Annotated in this window: 1 protein-coding gene (only partly in view); it reads right to left on the bottom strand. The window is 40.4% G+C overall.

The whole window is internal to a 4-alpha-glucanotransferase gene (locus K9L86_00250; protein MCF7907297.1) on the bottom strand: the coding sequence, 137,664 nt in all, runs 49,524 nt past the left edge and 67,327 nt past the right edge, and what appears here is coding positions 67,328-88,140 — codons 22,443 (partial) to 29,380 (complete); reading right to left, the first codon wholly in view occupies positions 20,809-20,811. Both codon boundaries (start and stop) fall beyond the window edges.

The following is a 20,813-nucleotide window of genomic DNA, read 5'->3' as shown; positions in this document are numbered from 1 at the left end:
ATCCTGCCTAGCCTCCGGTGTAAGCATTCCACCCTGGGAATGATAACCACCAGGATAAGGACAATCTAAACTATTAGAAAATAAAGGGATGGTTCTTACAGTCCGTCGGTCATAATAAAGTTTATTGACTCCTTGAATAACCATCTCGTAAACTCGTAAACCCAAACCCCTAAGCGTGCCAGCCTTATTCGGTCGACCAACATGAGTTACAAGTAGGCTATTTTCCGGATTAAGACCAGAATCTAGCAATCCGGTCAAGCGCCCTCTCAAACTTTCAGCTAACTGTTGACGAGCTAAATCAGCTTGACCATCGCGGCCGTTATCAAGTGGTTTTCGATTTGGAAAAGCTTCAGCCTCTAGCTCAGCTATAATTTCTTGCCAAATTTGTTCTGACTGACGCTTGGCTGAAGAAGTATCACCTTCCCCGGTTTTTTCTCTTAACTTTGCACAAACTATACTTTGTAATACATAACGGCTGCTAGTTGAAGCTATTTCCATAAATACACGCTCAACGCGGGTAACCTCATTTTCTTCAATTACTCCCCGCTCAACTAACTCTCTTACCCATTTAATAATATAAATTTCCTCCTTAACACTTAAAGTTATCTCTTCGTCAGCATCAATAGTATCCGGGATGTAAGCTACATATTCAACTAAGCTCAAAGTTTCTAATCCCTCATCCACTTCTCTTTGTCTTAACCTAAACTCTAGAACTCCCGCTGCCGTAACCGAGCTTCCCCCCATAGCAAAAACAATACCCTTCATGCGGCCGTTAAAAACTGGATCGGGAAGCTTATTTAACCTTGCGGCCACTAAACGATATTTGCTTTGTTTATCATCAATTGTATGTTCGGTAACCAAATCTAAGTTAAATTGTCGATTAAATGTCTTGGATTCACCAAGATAAATTCCCTCATCTAAATTACCATATTGCCCTTGATTGTTACGATGATACTTTGCCCGATCAACTTCAAGTACAAAATCTATCTCTGGACCGTGGCCCTCAAGGCTAAGCTCGATTACCCGCGAATAACAAACTTGATCTTCAGCTGCTTTAGCTTCAACAAATTCACCCAAATATTCTTCCTCCATCTGGCCATTACCGCCTAAGGTTTTAGCTAAAACCTTATCCCAGCCGGGAACTTTATGTCTCCTAAAATATTCGGCGGCTGAAAAAACATTAGCTAAGCTTGGAGTGTTTCTAATTTGAAGATAAGCTGGTTTAAGACGTGGGGTTATATCCGAAGGAATATATTGACACTGTTCAATATATCTAACAGTAGTCATTACCTGATCTTTAGGGTAGTTGTTATGCCCACAAGTAATGTGATGCCGCAGGATTCCAACCACAGCTCTTCTTACCGGCACAAAATTGCTATCCATATACCATTCAAAAAGCTCAACCTCAGAAGCCTCAGCTTGGCGACCAATTTTAACTTGGGAAAATTTACGAAAACCACTTCGAAGACGGCCAAACATGCCTTCGCGAGCATAGAGGTAAAGCATTCTTACCTGTAATTGAAGCGGCAACAAACCAGTATCAATTATAGTTGTTTTTGAGACTCTGGACAATGCGGCTACGCCGCTACGATAATGACTGATTGCACTTTTTCTTTGGCCTAATGCCTCATACAAACAACCAATTTTAGTTTCAAGGTTGGCTAGTTCAAATAAAAGGCCTTTAGCCTTTAAGGCTTCTGGCCCACTTGGCGTGCGGGAGGCTAAAGCATCTAATAGCTGACGATTCTTTGTAGTAACAGCTGAATCTACGGCAGCAATTTGAGCTACAACCATCGATTGGGTAAACATATCATCATAAGCCTGCATATCAGAAAGCAAGTCATCGACCTGGGGGTAAACACCAAAAGGATCGTCTTGCATGGCCCGTTGATGAGCCTGCTCAACCATTTGATCGGTGATATTTCGGCCACTTAATAAAAAAGGAATGAACTCCTCAAGCTCGCTTTGATCGTGGTTAAAAATAGTAGCTACAAACTCTGGTCCACTTGCATCCTCTAGATATTTACTTGGAAGATAAATTATTCTTCGCTCAAGACCAATATGAGTAAGCTGATAATAAATCTCGCCGGTTAAATCCTGGCCGTATAAAAGAAAATGGGTTGGCAGGTCGACTTCAATTACGGTTATATCTTGTTCAAAGCGCCTAGCTCTGGCCGCGTAATCTCCGCCTAAACTGGCTAATGTTTTAATGGCTAAATCTACTTTAGCTGCGTTAGGTGAAGCTAAATCGGTTTTTAAGGTTTCCTCCCAAGGTCTTGTCTGGTAAAAAGCACCGCGCTTGATTATTCTCTTACCAAAAGCCTGAATAATTAAATCCACCTCTTGATGACGAGCTAAAATACCTACCCCGAAAGAAAGATTAGGGCTACCAACCGTAAGCGCTTTCAGTTGCTCTAAAGAAAAATCGTTTTGGGAATCAGAAACTACCTCTTTCTCTGGCTGCTTAGTTGATTTCCCATTATCCAAAGGAGTGCTCAGGACATCTTGACCGACTGGCTCAATCCTTACCTTTACAAATCTTTCTGCATGCGGTCGCCAAAGCGGTAAACTATTTAAATTTACCGAACTAGTTTCCTCTCGAGCAAGTCTTTCTTGTAAATTTTCCCAGGTAGCTAAATCCATACTCCGAGCAGCATCACAATAATATTCACCATTTCCGCCTCGGCGTTCATTTTGCGAATGGTTTCCGTTAAAAATAATTAACCCTTTCCAATTCTCCATGCCCTCACTAAAAACAAAAAATACATTAGCCTGGGTCATTAACTGTTGGTGTTCTTCTTGATTAGCCCAAAAATATATAGTTGCTTGCGGATTGTGAGTGTAAATCGCTTCTAAAAAGGCATGAGTTACAACCCGATGGTGTGGATGATTGCTAAACGGATGGACCATAAAATATTGATCAGCCGCATTCTCCCTTACAACAGCGTCAATTTTTTCAAGTTCACTTTTAGTTAATCTCTGAAAAACACTACGATAAGAATCAAGGCTTCCATCCGGCCTTCTGACTGCTTTAATCAAGCTTAATCTTAAATCAAGATTAATGTGCCTTTCACTGGCATTGCCAGTCTGATTCCAACCAATAAAACCAGCATTTAAGATCGCTTCCTGGGCCCGGACTTCTCTTTTTGCCGCCTCCAAAGAAGTTAATTTGCCTTGGAAAAAATTAAAAGCAAAATTATCAGTTACTCCGGCTGGATCAGGAACTGCTGTAACAAAAATTGGCATATTATTGCGGTATCCCGGATATTGCGGAATAAGCTCAGTTATCATTCCCCTAGTTTCACTAACAAACATATTTGCCGTAGCACCGGCATGAATGATTAAATCATCGGGATGAGTTTCAATAATCATCGTCCTTAATTTTGGACTGAATGCTCTTCTAAAACTACCACGATCAAATTCTGCGACTACAGCTAAACTTTCCTCAGGCGCAAAGCGAACCCTTTGACCATTTAAATGGTAATTATCCATCATCCCGACTACTGGTTGCTGTTGGGCGCGAATAATCTCTAGTAATTGATATTGCACTTGAGGATCTTCAGTTCCTTGTGCAAGCAATTTTGATATTCTAGGGCTTAATTTATCCCGACCATTGTCTAAAGGCTCTTTCTTATCTTCAGCTTGTTCGATCTGCCTTCTTATTTCTTCTAACTTTTGAGTAATATCGGCTGACAAACCAGTAGTATTTACAATTGCCTCAGTAAGAAACTGAAGCATTTTAGGACTTTTTGGAGCAATAAACCATTTTAAAAAATTAAATAATTTTTGGCCAAAATTTCTATTACCTATGGATGCCTTAGATACTTTTCCATTATCTAAAGGTACAGCCGCTGGCCTTGCTTGCTCTAATAAGTTCCCCCAAACTGCAATTAAGCCCTTGGCCTGATTGTCAATATCGCCTTGGGTCATGCCCATAGCTAAAGCATTTACGGCAATTTGACCATAAACTAATTTATCGGCGTAGTCTCTGCTGGCTTGTTCAATTTGAAGCACTAACGAATTAATATCCGGAATTCTTACTCCACCTTTACGCTCCTGTGAGTATTCAACAACATATCCGGTTCCACTAATGATTTCTCCCTGTTGGCCACGCACAATCGGCCTCAAACGTTCTGGGATAACCCCATCTAAGGTTCCAATAGTCGGCGAAGCATTTTGTTGAGCATTACCAAAACTAGTTGGGCCGGCTTCTTTTCCTTCCCAGGAAAGCATTCCGCCAAAATCAGTGCCCTGCTGCATTATCGGAGAGGTATGTATATTATGTTCCTCAATAAATAAAACATGAAATCTCATTCTCGGATCCTGTCTTATTAATTGACGTAACCGTTCACGCTGTTTTTCAAAAAACCAACTAAAGCGGCGACCACCGATTAAAATTACGGCGTTAGCGGCAACAATTCTATCGCGATATTCTTTATTAAACAGCATATCAATGATAAGATTGGGGCATTTATAATCAACAAAACGGCGGACAAAAGTAAAAAATGGCATATCTAAGATAGATTTTCCGGCAGCTTTAAACTCCGCTTCCGTTACTCCCAGATCGCCAAAAGTACCATCAAATAGCTTTCGGACAAATAATTCTTTTTGTTTATGTTTAGCACGTAAAATACTTGCAATGAAGTCTCGCTTGACCCTTGGTTGTCCGTCGGAAACTTTGCCTAAAGCCGCGAAAAACTCTTGATGGCTTCCGGTTACCCCTAATTGATCTCGATAATGGGCAACCGTGGTCTGGATTCTTCTTCCCTGCCAACGCTCAAGATCTGAACCTTCACTATTACCAAATAAAGGATCCTCAACTACCTTTTCGGCAAACTCAGCAAATATTTCCTCACGTAAAATCCGGGTATGCATGGTTGAGCAGCCAGTGATAACATCGCTGACCTGACCAGTTATTTTTACTAAATCAATTTTTCCGTCATGGATAGCCGGACGGAATCGTTCAGCAATGCTTAATTCAGTAAAAAAGTCATTTTCAGCATCCTGCGGATAGTAAGGCATGCCGGCTGGAACAATCGTATGGTTATAATGATGAACCACTACGTCGCGAAAACCAGAATATCTGGCAAAATTATCACCGCGAATAACTCTTTTTGCCCTCTTTCCCCGACTATCTTCTACCTGGCCGTATTGAGCTTCGATAACTTGAGGAATGACTAAAGTAGTGTTAACTTCGCTAGTTGAAAAAAGTAATTTTTTACCGACAAAATAAGTTCCCCAGCGCGGTTTTCGCTTCTTTTCATGATTCCTTCGATTCTCTTGACCGCGACGAATGAATTCTAAACAAACTCGGCGATAAACTAAAGATTGAACTGCCCGCCAATAATCAGAGGTTTCTCCCGGATAAGCTTCATTGAAAACTTGAGCTTGCCTAACTACGACTCTTCCGTTTTCCAACCATTCAACAACTTCACTAGTCCCGTCGTATTTATCCTGAACCACCTGAGACGGACAATATAGCCAATATTCCTGTAATTCAGAATGTGGGTTACGATATAACTCAATGGTTAACTGACCAATACCAAATTCAGGAACAGGCCCTTCAAAAGTATCGACTAATTCAAGCATACCATTTTGAGGGTTGGCTCGATTGATGATAACTGTTTCGATAATATCACTATCAGCTATCTGAGCTGGACCCTTAAGTTGCATCAAGCCTCGATTTTCCTGCTGTCCCTTGATTGCACTTGAGTACAATATGCCCATAACATGAATTTGATTTCGGGCAGCCGCTAAACTACGGTATTCTTTAATAATTCGATACCAGCCGCGGACTAAATCCGGCTTAAAGCTTCCTAGTCCACCAGCCATAAGCAATTTAGCAAATTGGGAAGTATTGTGAGTAGCATCTCTTCTTATTTCAGCTTCGAGAGCGGTTTGCTGATCCAAGCTATCAGCAGCTTCAAGCTCAGCCTTACGATATTGTCGCATTAAACTAATCTGATAATCATAAAAAGCCTGCAAGAATCCCACCGACAACTCATACTCCATCTGAAATATGAAAATCTCCCGGTCAACTAACTTTTCAACTGAACGGCTCAAAACTTCATCCTTTAGACGATCAGCCCAAGTTTTTGATACTGAAAAACCTTGAGTCTCTTCCAAGCGATCAGCCTGTCTTATTCTTTGGGAGACTTCAAGTTTTATTTCCGGCTCAACTAAAACTGCCTCAACTACAGCCCTAGCGCCTTGTTCGTTAGTACCTTTTTCCTGATAAAGAGTATTAAGCTGCGTCAACCGTTCACCTAAAGGAGTGCCCTGAAGTTGTGGTGAAATTGAAAAAATCGTAGGCTTGCCATTATCAAGAGGCTGTCTAGCTGCTTGGTCTTCTAGGGAGGCTTTGCCGTTATCAAGCGGCTGGTTAGTTAAAACTTGTATTTGATTAAGCTTATCTAGCAATTCTTTGTTGGTTGGGTCTCTTCTTAAAGCTAAAGTAAACCAACGTTCAGCATCCTGATGTTCATCCTTCTTCACTGCAGTTTCACCAAGAAATTTATAAAGGTCAATAAGCCTTTCTCTAGTTCTTAGCTGTGGGTCTCGGCTCTTTCGACTCCTCTCTAAGGAATCTTCAAAATGTTTAGCAGCAATTTCGTTAGCGTTTTGGCCTGCTTGACCTTCTAGAATCATTTTCATCCCCAAGAAATGAGATTGAGCAGCGCGACATCTAAAAGAATAAGTACTGCTTCTTAAATTTTCGGAAAACCTAAATGTATCAATAGCATCTTCAAACAAACCCAACATTCCAAGAGCCTTAGCTAAATCATAGTAATCAGTAGCTAATTGCTGAGCTTGACTACGACCATCAAATATGTCTAAAATTCTACTAAATGACAATCCTCGCACTTTATATAACGCATCGTATTTTGATTCTACGTCTGAAACTTTTGTATTCATAGTTACCCGATAAACTGAAACTTCACCCGCAGTCGTACTAACCACAACATCAACGACTAAATAACCACTCGAACGGTCGAATCTTACTCCCTTCAATCTGCTGTCCCAAGGACTATCTTTAATGTGAGCTGCCAAGAAAACTGCTTCTTCAGCACTGACTAAATCTGTAGCATCAAAAACATGATTAAGACGATATTGCCCTCGCTGCAATTTTCTTCTTGAAGTTTTAGGATAAAAACCATATCTCGCTAGCTCAGCTAGTTCATTTTCTAAAAATTTATCTTTATCTTTAACTAAGTTTGCCTGAAGCTTTCCTTCAGCCATTGCCTGATAAGGCACAATCCGGGCGCTCATTTTTCCACCAATTGCCCTTACATTAGCCGCAGCCATAATTCCTTCGGAAGTTCCCCCTGAGTCAAAAATAAAATCTGCCGAGCCTCTCTTTAAAGCCACTAAAGCTGGCATAAGGTTCCCGTCAGCAATAAAGGTAAGGTTCCCGCTTTGATAAACCCCAGTTGCCTTAACCTTGCTATCAAAAGCTTTGTAAGTCTGCTTCAAACTATCAAAATCTTGCAGGCTTGGCTTCTGACATTGTTTTTCTTTATCCTCGATTCGTTTGGCCTCATTTAAGAATTCTCTAAGTTCTGAATCACCTTCATCTATCTGCATTCCGCTTTCAACCAATTGCAACAAAGGAACCCGTGAATGCCTTTCTCTGAATAACATTACCCCTCTGAGCTGACTTGTTTTCTTACCTAAACTAGCTGCTAGATTAGTCATATTTTTTCTAACGCTGTAGTTTAAATTTAAATCGCAATTTCCGGCGGCCGGACCAACCGATAAAGCCCAAAGATAAGCTAAATCGGTTATTTTCATAATCCCACCACGTGGTGCGTATACTGCCGGAGCAGTACTACCAAGAAATTTTGCTGAAACTACTCCGTTAGTTACCTCTAAAGGATCAATTCCGATAGCTACATTCGCTTCTTCTCTTTCTGGAAAATCACTTTGAAATCCAGCCCCAACGTGTTGGCCGACATAAAGACTAGGTGCCTCATCGCGAGTTCCTTCAGCATTATAAATTTCTCCCTTTAACCAGGAAAGCATAGCATAATAAACCTCAAACCAATAAGTAACCTCACCATCAGCTTGGTTTTTAGCATAACTATTATTTATATCATTTAACCAAGAATAACCATGGGCCGCCGCTAAAGCATGGACACTCACTAAATCGAGAATTTTTCGTCTAGTGAATAAAGTGTGTTTTTGTCTCTTGGTGGTTAGACCTGATAAATTCACGCGCCGAATACTTTTAACTCCACTTAGAACCGGATCAGCAGCTAGATATAGTCTCCTGCCTTGATAAACTCCATAACCATTATCTAAAGGCTCCCTGGCTTGACTGGCTAAATTTATTTTCGTAAAAACAAAAGTTCCTTTAAGATCTTCTATCCTTGAATCGGACTCAATTGTTGGTTTAGGCTGTCGGCTAACATGCCCACCCGTATGGATTTGTAAATCATCTACCTGATCTGAAACCCACTTTAAACCAACCCCTCTGCCGGTAGAATCCGGACGTTGTTCAAACCGATCATCTTTTCTCCGAATAACCGGTCTTCCTTCATCATCACGGAAAAATCCCGGACCAACATCAACCATAGCTAAATAAAGCACATCATCTTCACGATCAAAAAAGGCTATCAATCTTCCGCTATCGTCAGCATGTTGTCTAACATTTTCAGCCAATAAACGTACAGCTTCTTTTATTGCAAACTTATCATCTTCAGAAACATTTCTCCATAAACCAGCAATTGCCATATTCAATTGATGCTCTGAGCCAGAATAGACTATATAACCTTTGGCTTTCAAAGCTTTTACGCCTTCGAGTACGCAAATGCTAGATTCAATATCTCTAGGATATTGTTTATCCCAAACTTTCCAAAAAACAATTACATCTTCAATGAATTGTTCTTGAATTGACTTACCATTATCCAAAGGTAGCGATTGTTTACCTATATATATAGGGGCTACAGCAGAGAGGGGACCCGCCAGCCACGGTGAGGTGTTCCCTCTTTTAACTGCTGTAACCGCTAATTCTTCTTTATTTACTCTCCCGTTATCTAAAGGTTTGCCAGAAATACCTTCCTCTCCGATAACTTTTTGAGTTACTTGCGAGACTCCTGTAGTCTGAGGTTCAAGCAAAGCTTTCTGGAGTAATATTCGATATCTCCCTAATTGATGTTTATCGTCTAGCTCATCCAGCTTGGCCAAACGTTGCTCGTTGGCAACTCCACCAACCTGATCTAACCAAGCAATTGCTTCAACTGCAGCTAAATATACTGGATTATCATTTTGACTCCCCTTAGGATATTTTTGCGGAATGAATGCTTCTTGATAAGCCCGAGCCCAAATACTGGCAAATTTTTTATAGGTATCATAAATCTGGTGCTGTAAGTAAGCTTCAAGCAATAAATTATCGCGTCGACAACGTGGCCATTGATCAAAATTTCTATGCCTATGTGTAACCCAACTTTGGAATTGACCAACAACACGCTGAACATGCCAATCTAATAAGCTAATATCTTGATCATTTTCGACTCTTAATAAGCCGGGGAAAAATTGACCGGTCAGATCAGTTTTAGAAACTACTGTCTCTTTTAAAAATACTGGGCAAACGGCTACTATTAAATCTTGCTCCCAAGTATAATAGGTGCCTGAATCACTGTGAGTTTCAGCCCTAACCAGACCACGATAAACTTGTTTTTCTTTAGTAGCTATACGAGATTCAATGCCTAATCCTTGTTCTTGTGCTCTAGCTATAGCTTTAATAAATCTTTTATAAGCAATTAATTCTACTAATCCTCTGCGAACATAACCTTTTTTCCAATTTGGACCATCTGGGCCAACTTCGTAACAATCAGTAGTGCGAAAACTATTTTTTCTTCTAAAATTATACATCCAATGGGTCCGGGCATAAGCTCGAGCTTGCGAATATCCTTGACGGCTGACTAAAAACTCTAACTGAGTAGCTAAAACCTCTGGATCATTAGTTTCTAAAGCAATCAAAGGAATATCAAACTGGATTGCAAAATTTATTTGTGGATAATCCCAAGAAGCATCTTCGGCTATGTTCAAGGCAAGAGCCAAACAACTTTCTAAATCAGTTGCTGATTTAGCCGCACTGGCTATAGCCACTACTCCATGCATGAGCGAAGCCCTCGGGTCAAAATTTCTTCTTAAGAAAACTGCCGCTAGTTCAATTACCTGTTCAAAGGCAACTTCTGAATCATTACGATTATCAACTTGCGCTAAGGCCTCAATTAAAGCCTCAGCAGCTGAAACTTCCTGATCAAGCATTATCTGCGATAAATCTAAAAGTTTTCTAGCTAAAGCTTTATTGCTTTTTAATCTTTGATTAAATCTTTCGATCGGTTGCCAAAAGGCATCATTAGCCTCTCGATCATCAACTCTCTTAAGAAAATCAATATATTCATCAGAAAATTCAGTAAAACCTTTTAAGTCAAGATTGTGTCGCCAATGCGCTTCATCGACTCCGTTATCTAACGGCTGATTTTTAGAAACTAACTCCACGGCTGCCTGATTAAATCTAGTCATATTTTCATCTAAGTCATCAATTGAATCATTCACAACAACCACTTCTGGTTTAAGCTCAGGAAATCTTTTAAGCTCATTTACAGCCTCCTGAAGGCGTTTTTCAGTATCAACCCTACTCATGCGTCTTGTCTTCATTCGCGACTCAAGAATACGTTTAATTTGCTCATCGCTTAAAATTTTGAGCCTATCGAATGATTTAGGTATAACCGTGATTACCTCAGCCTGAGGAAAAATTTCTCTTATTCGCTCTACCCCAGCGATTGAAGTTGTATCAAAAAGTAATGCTTTACCGGTGGCGCAGCACCTATCCAAATTACCTCTATCTAACCCATAAGCATAGCCGCCATGACGGCCCCTTCTTACCATTAACATTTGATCGGCCCGATCTTTTGAATCAAATAATTCTTGGCTAACAAAAACTCGATAACGATCAGCAGTTTCTCCACTGCGTGGTTTTCGGGTAGTAGTAAGTCGCGGGAAAATAAAACGGTCGTGCCGATCATCAAGCAAATTATCAATAAAGGTAGTTTTTCCTGAACCAGATACACCAAGTACGATTACTGCTTTAGTTGAAACATATTTTGCGGTATCTTTTCCGTTATTAAGCGGTACTTGCCTCTGATATTGTATTTCCATCTGGTTGATGATCTCCGGACTGGTTGCAAGGGTTGATAGATAAACTCCTCGGAAGCGACCGGGATCTTGAGCAAACTGAGTAAAAAACATTACTGGTTCCCCATAATGCATTATCACTAAATTACGAATAAGGGCTATTAGCCGCTGATTATTAGTTAAAGGAAAATATTCAACCACTCGATTAAGATGCTCGGCTATAGGCTCACCTAAGTTTAAGCCGGTTGAGCTAAGCCCTTGATTCATCAAGCTAGCCAGTTCAATGACATTTCCTAAATGTTCGGCTAGCTGACTATCGCGGATATCGCTATTTTTTAACAGGGCCATCTTAGCAACCATTAACAGACCAAAAGTTCCTTCGCCGATAAATACATAGTCACCAATTGGTAGTTTGGTTTCAAGAAGTTCATCTAAAGTAGCTCTGTCCTGTTGATTTAAATCTTCGAAAGGAGCAATGACCACTAAATGTTGATGTCCCTGTAATTGTACTGAATGGTTATTGGCTGAAACATTAATCCGAGTAGTAATTGAGCCTAATGCTGAGCTATCCCGGCCATTATCAAGTGGCTGACCAGCTTTATTTGCATTAGCCAGCTTACTAATTTCTACACTTAAAGCACCGACAGCTTTCTTCGGCCTAACTGCTATGGCATTGCCATCATCATCAAATATTGTCGCAAACAATCCCCAATGTTGACCATAGAAAGGAGTTCCTTGTCTATCAAATCTTCGGTATCCTGCTGTTGTGCTTTCTAGCTCCGGTTTCCAGTGATTATCGTTAGCGCTCATAAACATAAAGTGACGCAAATTCGGAAATTTTGCTCTTGCCCCAACTATCTCATTTAATGTTCTAGCCAGCTCTATCGCTTGAACATCCTCTCCATCATGAGAACTCTCCCCGATCTCATGGATATTTATTTCTTTACCACCAACTATCTGAGCAGCATTTTCTAAAGATTCTAACAGGCCTGGTTTATCATAACGATTAAATGACCAACCAGTCAAAGAAGGAACTTTAGCAACCTGTTCAGTTGTCGGCAATCCAGCCCAAACTGTATATATCGGCTTAGGATCAAGACCTAGGTCTTGATAGACTCCAATAATGCCTCGAGTTGTTTCCTCTGTAGCTAAAAGGATATTATCGATAACATGCCCGTGTATTACCCTTGTTCTTTCTTGATTATCAACTATCCCAGCTTCATCCAGACCCTGCAATAATCCCTCAATCTCGCCCGTTCTGGCAAACCATTTAGGATTATTTACAGCTAAATAATCATATTCGTTAAAAACATTCCAACCAACAATAGTTTCAGAAAAAATACCCTCTTCATTGCGTAAGCTAAACTCATGATACAAACCCCTAATAAAATCTTTGTATAGGTTCTTTTCCCTACCAGAAATACCCCAAGCATTAATATCGATTGGTGAAGGAAGATAGCGACCATCATAGTTTGAGATATGTGGCAAAAGACGAACTCCAGCTTCATGCATCTGCTTAATCCATCGATAACTTTGAGCGTAATTGCTACCGGCAATCGGAGGAGTATAAACAGAGAATAAAACAAAAGGAACATTCCATAATTTTCTGATCAATTTCGCTTCTTGGCATAAAAATTCAACATCCTGATCAGTCCATACTGTCTCCTCATATGCCCCAATATTTCTTCCTAATCCAGGAGCGAAAGTTAATCCTACTGTGAGTCCAGTCCCAATGAGATTGCCTTCCGGTTTCAAATCAGAGGACTTAGAACAAACAGTCAAAAATGACCCCACTCCCAAAGCGGTCACCATAAAACCAAAGCTACGTCTCGATAAAGATTTTCCATTATCAAGCGGAGCTCGAGCTTTCCTATCAGCCAACAGAACACCAAGCTCTGTAGCTTGCTCAATAGATAAATCTTGTAATTTCTTAGCCTGATTAACTGGAATTACTGAGGTACTACTTGCAACATTGATCCGCTGGAATCTCATATTTTTATCTACTCTAGATGCAGCCATGGTTCCGTCATACCCCTTGGTAATCCTCCATAAACTATCACTAGAGTTACCGTGATTTATCGGAGCAATCATTATTCCTGACAAGTCGAGATAATCTAACAATATGACCGGTATTCCTTGTGGTAATGCCCCGGAAACAATGATTCGTTCAAATTTTTTACCGGCTAATACATCTATTGGTTGCATTGCATCAGCTTGAATAAGGAAAATATTGCTAATCCTCGCCGCCGAAATATTACTTTGAGCAACCCTAGCTACTTCGAGGTCTTGTTCGATTGAATAAACACTACCGCCATAGCTTAAAGTAGCTAATATGGCGGTTTGCCAGCCTGAACCGGTTCCCACCTCAAGCACATACTGTCCATATTCAAGTTTTAACAGCGCGGCTTGATAGGCAACACCAGTACCTTGAGACATCATGCAATTACCGATAAATATCGGATAATTTGAATTATAGGTTGCCGGTCTACTTAATTGCGAAACAAAATTATGGCGCGCATTTAAGCGCATTGCCTTAATAATAAAATCTATCTGATCAGCTGGCACTGATCGTTGAGATAAATGTTCGTGAATATTTTTATAAAACACTTCTTCCTGGCTGATCACCTCAAGACCATTAACGCCATTATCAAGTGGGGCTTGAGATTTTCCGTCAGGATTGTCTGGGCCATCTTTCGATTCAGCCAACAACCTTTGCGCTTCTTGAGAAAGCTCAACAATTACCGCTGGACCAAAATCAATAGCTTTTGGCTCACTTTTTTTGGTTTTGGTTTCTTTCTTTAGTTCTTCAGGATCAGCATCACGATCACCAACTTTGGCAACTGGTTGAACTTTCGTCACTTTCCCTGAAGTTCCGATATGCGAACGAGGGCCAGACTTTCTGATGCCATTATCGAGAGGTGCCAATTGGCTCATCGCTGTTAACTTTTGGCCAACTAATGTTTCAAGAAAACTTTCATCATAATGTGCTACATTTCGCTGTATGGTTTGTTCAAGATTTAGACTTTCAGCTGGCACATGGCCTAAGGTGCCCCTGCGATAATGCAAAGCAAAAAAATCGGCCAGATTCATTTCTAAACCTTGCTTGCCCCACCACTCAACATCTTCGGCGGCCAATCTATCTAAAAATTCCTGCGGTAATGCTTCCACTTTTGTTTCCGATGACAAACTTAAAAAAGTCGAACCTACATCTTGATGCCATACTATCCGCTCACCATTTGTAATCCATCCAATTGGAACATCAAATATTATCGCGACTAAATTTCCTTGCTGACCACGTTTTGGTTGTTCTAAGTAGTCTTCTAGTTGCTCAGACCATCTTCTAAAACCGACAGTTGTTTCTAAACCTTCATTCTCTAGGCAAAAGTACCCCGCAGTAAGCTCTATTTCATGATAAAAACCAAATTCAAGAATAAGAGCTGCCTTTGTCGGATAAGCTAAGTGTGAAACTGTCATAACTTCTTTTGATTTGCCATTGTCAAGCGGTTTATAAGTTAAGATTCTCTCTTCTCTATCTAAAGCCCGGCCTAAAGAAGTCAGCCGCATGCCGGACAATGGCCCTGTATGATTCTCGACCTGAGGAACAGCTAAGGAAAGTATCAATTTAACTACCTGACCAAGATCATTTAAGGCTGGATTAAATTCGTAGTAGGCTGAATCAGAAATATCGCCATTAGCTAAACGTAAGGCTAACTCTCGATAAGGCGCAAGAGCCTTGATTATACCTTCTCGCTTAGCTTGATTGTCCTTAGCTTCACCTAAGGCAGATAATTCAGCAGTTAGCCTTTCTCTGACTTGGCTTAACTGAACTATGACTGGATCATTCTTTCTGATTTGAAAATATGGTGAAACAACAACATTGAGATGGCCAACAGCTGCTTTTATCTGGTGAGCGCTAGAAAGAACCTCCCCTAAGGATAAAGACGTATTTCGCGAAAGAACAAGATATGAATTTTCAGTTCTTTGACGTACATAGATAACCCCTAAATTGGTTGATGCAGCTAAAAGATCTGCTAATCGATTAACTGTTTCATCAGCTTCCTGCCCGCGAATAACAAAAATTGAAGGCCGACGATGTGCCCAGGCTGAAATTGCAGTTGCAGCAACTGCGCTAACGGTAGTCGGCGGATCTTTATTCCGAATAGTCTCAGCTGATGGTTCTTCCGGCATAATTTCTTGATTATCGGAAATTATCACTCCGGCTGCTTTCTGATCAGTTAAACTCATAATTTGATCTACATCTTTACTGATGGATCTTCCTTTAGCATCTTTACCGCAAACCCGAGTTATCGGCACAAGGTCAATAACGCCTAAATCAGCCGGATGATTAATATCATCACAACAGGCAACAGCCCTGCCACTGATTCTTTCAACTATAGCTTTTCTAGCTTGACGGGCAAAACCGGAAGCAAGCTCTCTTTCCTGATCAACCGGGATAGCCCCGCGCGGTGTAAAACCTAATACTTCTATTGTCGGATTATATTCGGCTAAAATAGCTGCGACAAATTCAGCAGCAATACCTTGTGGAATAACAATATTTCCTTGTGTGTCAGGCTTAAGCCCTCTAAGGATTTCAGCTAATACTGGATTAGCCTCTAGCAATGGTCCATAGTCCGGATCATCTGTTTGGTTAATTCTAAAACCTTCAGAAAGAATAATAGTTATTGCTCCGACTTTAGCCATTTTTTCTCTAGCCCGGCGGCGGATTTCAGCTACAGTTTTAGGATGCTCGGGAACATAAGTCTCCATAGTTGGCTTGGCTTTTTCGGCTTTTTCGGCTAACTCGGCACCAAGTAAGGCGATCGCTTCATCTCTTCTATCTCCGGCCCGAGCTGCTAAATAACCGCAATCCCGACCCATAGCTTCAATAATTACTACTTCGCCTGACCCCGGTAAAGCTGCTGCCCGATAAACATATTCGTTCACCGCTTGGGCAGCTGACTCAATTCCTAAGGGTTTAGTGTATAAAGTGTCAGCATCAATTGTTTTAGGCACGCCAACTACAATAACTTTTAACCCGGCCTTCTCCAATAATTCACCTAATTTTTTAGCTTCATAAAGATGATCATTGCCGCCAATAACTACTAAAAATCCAAAATTCTTACGGATATTATCTAAGGCTACGGCGGTCTCAGCTTCTCCCTCTTTTAAATTCCTGCGGGTTGAAGCAAATTCAAAACTCGGAGCATAAGGCATAATCTTAGCCATTCCCCTAGTTATTGGAACAATCTCAGAAGTTGGGTCAGCTTTAATCAAGCCATCTAAGCCTTTTTTAACCCCGGCTAGCATATGGCCATCTTGCCAAAGATAACGCGAAAGATATCCGGCAACTGGGTTAAGACCAGCACAATCACCGCCGCTAACTAATATTCCACCCCGAAAACGAATTGGCGTAAGATGCCAAACAATCCAAGTAGGCATTCTAATTAAATGCAAGAAGCTTAAAAGTCTGAGCGCTACTCTATCACTAAAGCTTATTTCTTGAACCTTATCTGATTGACGACCGTTGTCGAGAGGCCTACCTGCTGGCCGTTCAACAATGTTCACCTTTAATAATCTTTCAGCGTAAAAAAGCTCATGGGCCAAAATAACCAGGAAAGCCTCTACATCGCCACGCTCAAATATCATCTCTTTAAATCCAGCATCAGCCGCAGCTAAAGCTATTTGTTCGGCTCGCTGGGCATAAAAACCCTTACCTCTTCTTAGAATTTGAGAATCATAAATTTTTTCAATCCATTTCTCCTTATGAGCCTGTTCTAATTGACTATAGAAATAGAATGTGTTTGCTCTCATTCGATGCTGTCTAAAACTTAAATCATCATCCCAAAGAAATATCTGGGCATTCGGATTAAATTGATAAATAGCTGATAAAAATATCCGGGCTATTGCTCGATGATGCGGATGATTCGAAAACGGAGATGGAACTATATAGATATCTCTATCGGAATGCTGCTTAACTAAATTATCTACTTTTTCTTGATCTTCATCAGTTGGTTCCTGGAATATAGTCTCAAATGATAACAATCGGCCAGATTCATCACGAGCTGCTTGATCAATCGGTAAGTTTATCTCTAAATCTACATATTCACCTTGAGCCATGCAATCAGACCCAAGTTTAGCTTCAGCGCTCCGAATCCAAGACTTTAATACATTTGAACTCGTATTCATAAAAGGGTTTTCTGCAATTTTGGTTACGAAATCCCCAGATTTTGAGAACGCAAGAAACTCACTAATCAGGTAAAGGACTCTGATAAAATCTACTTGATAATCAGAAACTCCGGCTGGATCAGGTATGGCCATAGCAAAAATAGTATTACTATCGCCATACATTTTTAAAGCAAAGGCAAGATCACCAAAATTAAGCATAGCGTCATCCGGATGGACTTCGACAACCATAATATTTTTACCACCAAAAACCTGTTTAAAAGTTTTTCCGGTTCTAGTCATATAAACGACTTCTTGATCTCTTGCTAATCTTACCGGCACACCATTTATATGATAATTATCAAATAAACCATCGAGTGGCTTCTCTCTCAGGCGACTGTAAAGTAATAAAGCTCTTTGGACATCCGAACGCTCGGTACCCAAAACTAAAAGTTGTTTAATTATTTTACTGGCTTGAGCGTCAGGAATCTGACCGCGAGCCATTTGCTCAAGTTGGGTTAATAGCTGGTTAGTTGTATCAGCTGAACTATTCCGGCCGTTATCAAGCGGAACAGCAACTTTCACTATAACTTTATCCTCTAAGGCTGGAGTTAATTCTTGAGGGAACTGGCCAAAAAGAGCAATTAATTCTGAAGCTTCTATTATTCTTGACCATGTTTGGATAGTTTCCGGGCCAACTCCCAAAATCTCTACTTGATCTGAAACAACCGGAGAATTCTTAAAAGTTCTTACCACAACTTCACTTTCATTTTTTGCCCTTAATCTAAGGTCAAAGATATGAGTATTAGCATATACGGTTAAATCTTCGTCTATTTTTTGTTTTTTATTGTCAGCCAAGGTATCAAACTTATGTTGTTCAAACTCTTCAACTTGACTTAAAGGAAACCCGGCAATGACATCACGCAGCTCAAGGATCTTTTGTCTTAAATCATCTATGTCTACATTATCTTTGGATGGATCAATTATTCCACTCTCAGGTAAAACTATACCCACCGCCTCTAGATCAGCTTCACCTACCATTACCGCCTTAGGATGACCGTCGAAGAAAAATTCACTTAAAACTCCTGATATTGTCTTTAGAGCGGTTATGTTAGTTTTTTCACTATTTAAAAACTCTAAAACTGTTTGGTAAGAAGACACAAAATTATCACCTACTATCATAGTAATTCGACCCTCAGTTAAACCAACCAGCGTAGGAATAATTACTGTATCGGCTTCAGCTAGGCGAGATTTTAAAGATTTTTTGCCATTATCTAAAGGTTTCTTTATTTGTCGTTTCGGTAAAATTACTACGGTTTGCATGCCTCCGGCTGATAACCGCTCAACAAAAGTACGCCCACCAAGCAAAACAATATCAGCAATAACTTCTTTTAGGCCTCGGCCGTAGCCACTTGATTCAGCATGTACCTTGGCTGGCTTTGAAGAAATTACTCCGGTAACAGCCGTTAGATCACCGACCGCTTGAAGATTGTATTGATGCACCTGAGCATCATTCATGCCCGGTCCGTTATCGCGAACCACAACTTTAAATTCTTCTCCTGATTCATCAATTTCAATCGAAGCAAACGGACCAGACATTCCCTTGCAAACTGTGCAAGAATTCCTGATGATATTCATAAAAATTCCTAAAAAGTAACGACTGTTTATCGATACTATAACTCGACTACCTTCAGGATTGACCCTTATCTCGGGAACCTCAAGTTCTTCTTCGCTAGCCTCTCTTCGAGTTATAAAAGTTATTGCCTCAACTGCACTAAAAATGGCTATCTCGTCATGTAACAACATTAAAACTACATCATAGGCATCTTTGGTTGCCTGGACTAACCACCCTCTTATTTCTAGATCCATATGACTAAAACATTCACCCAAATCGTCAATACCCATAGTCCGGATAAATTCAAATTCAAGAAGTTTATCACGTAACTCTTCCAATAATGCTTCACAATGATCACAAGCCTGAGCTATTTCATCAAGAACTTGATCGGTAACAGCCTCGCCACCTTCGCGATACTTTCTTAAACCAGCAATGTCTGCGGAAAATCTTCCAAAAATCGCATAAGCTTCTTCAATTTCTTTGGATTCTTTCAAACAGCCTAGCAAACCATTTAGATGATTACCAATATCGTGGTTGGTATTTCTGATTGACCGAGCTCTAGCTAAAATACGTTTCCTTTCTTGCTGGGTTTTTCCATTATCTAAAGGTCCTCGGATGAGTTTCAAGGATTCCTCTTTAGCTCTGGCTATCCTTGCTGGATCTTGCATAAATAACTGTAATATATCCGGGGTATAGGCGGCAAACTCTTCTTCAACTTCACCACCAACGTAAGTTTCAGGAATTCTTAGGCCAATTTCGCCAGCTACTTCAGGATTCGGTAGATGACGATCAAATACTGTTTCAAGATCAATCTCATAAATTCCAAAAGCCTCGCCAGTACCATCTTCCTGATCGCGCTGTTGAGCTAACCAAGCAATAAATTCTCCTCGGCTCTTATTTACCTTAGCTGAATTAACCCGGCGACTGGATTCCCTAGCTTGGCCTAATTCATCATCAGTTAAAATATATAATAAGAAAGCACCTTTAAGATAAGATATGTGCTTTACGGCAATATAATAACTAATAATCTGTATTGGATTAGTTGGTAATCTGCTTAAAATCAACTCTTCTCTTATCTCCATTCTTGCGGTTGTTTCATAACTACCGCTCTGGACCCCGCCGCCAACCAAAGTAAGATAACCCTCATATGGTTTAATTGCCCGACGAATAAAGAAACCTCTCCTTCCTCTGGGCGATAAAACTACTACGTCAGCCGAACGAAAACAAAAACCACACAACTTTGCAACTATTGTATCTACGGCTCCGACTACCGGCAGCTCTTGATGCAGATGAGTTTCATCTAAGGCACGTAAAAGCCTCCCCTGCTCATCGCCTAGAATTTCAATATGCGGCCTATTTTCCGGTATATACCAACCTTGCCCTAAAGCAACCCTTACTCTATCAATACTGTCACTGACATCAGCTTGGCCCAAGCCTAAATCATCTAACTCTTGAGCGATTCTTCTAAGTTCGGTCTCAGGGTCAAGTTTCTTTCCATTATCTAAAGGCGCACTAATGCTCTGAATAAAAATTTGAGCTACTGCACCAATTTCTCCCTTATCTTGAGAAAGTATTTCTAAACGCTGACGATTACTATTAGGAGCAGTCCTAACTTTAGCTAAGGCTGTCTCAACTGAAGCCTGATCAACTGCTAAATCAATAGCAATTTCCTTTGGTTGTGTCTGATCTTGCCACTTTACGATTTCAATAGTTAAAATGCCATCTCGATGAGTAAATCGGAAACGATCAGCATATTGCATCATCTGTAATAATCCCACATGTTTACTACTAAGGTTAGCGGCAAAATTAACTAAATCATCATAACTAACAAAAAAGTTACTTAATGAGAATTCCGAAGCATCACTCTCAGAAATAATTTCTAAGGCCGACTGAC

It is taken from the genome of Candidatus Omnitrophota bacterium (genome assembly GCA_021735655.1).
Classification (GTDB): domain Bacteria; phylum Omnitrophota; class Gorgyraeia; order Duberdicusellales; family 4484-171; genus JAHKAJ01.
The sequence above is the reverse complement of the archived record's forward strand: the minus strand, read 5'-3'. Positions and strand labels throughout refer to the sequence as shown.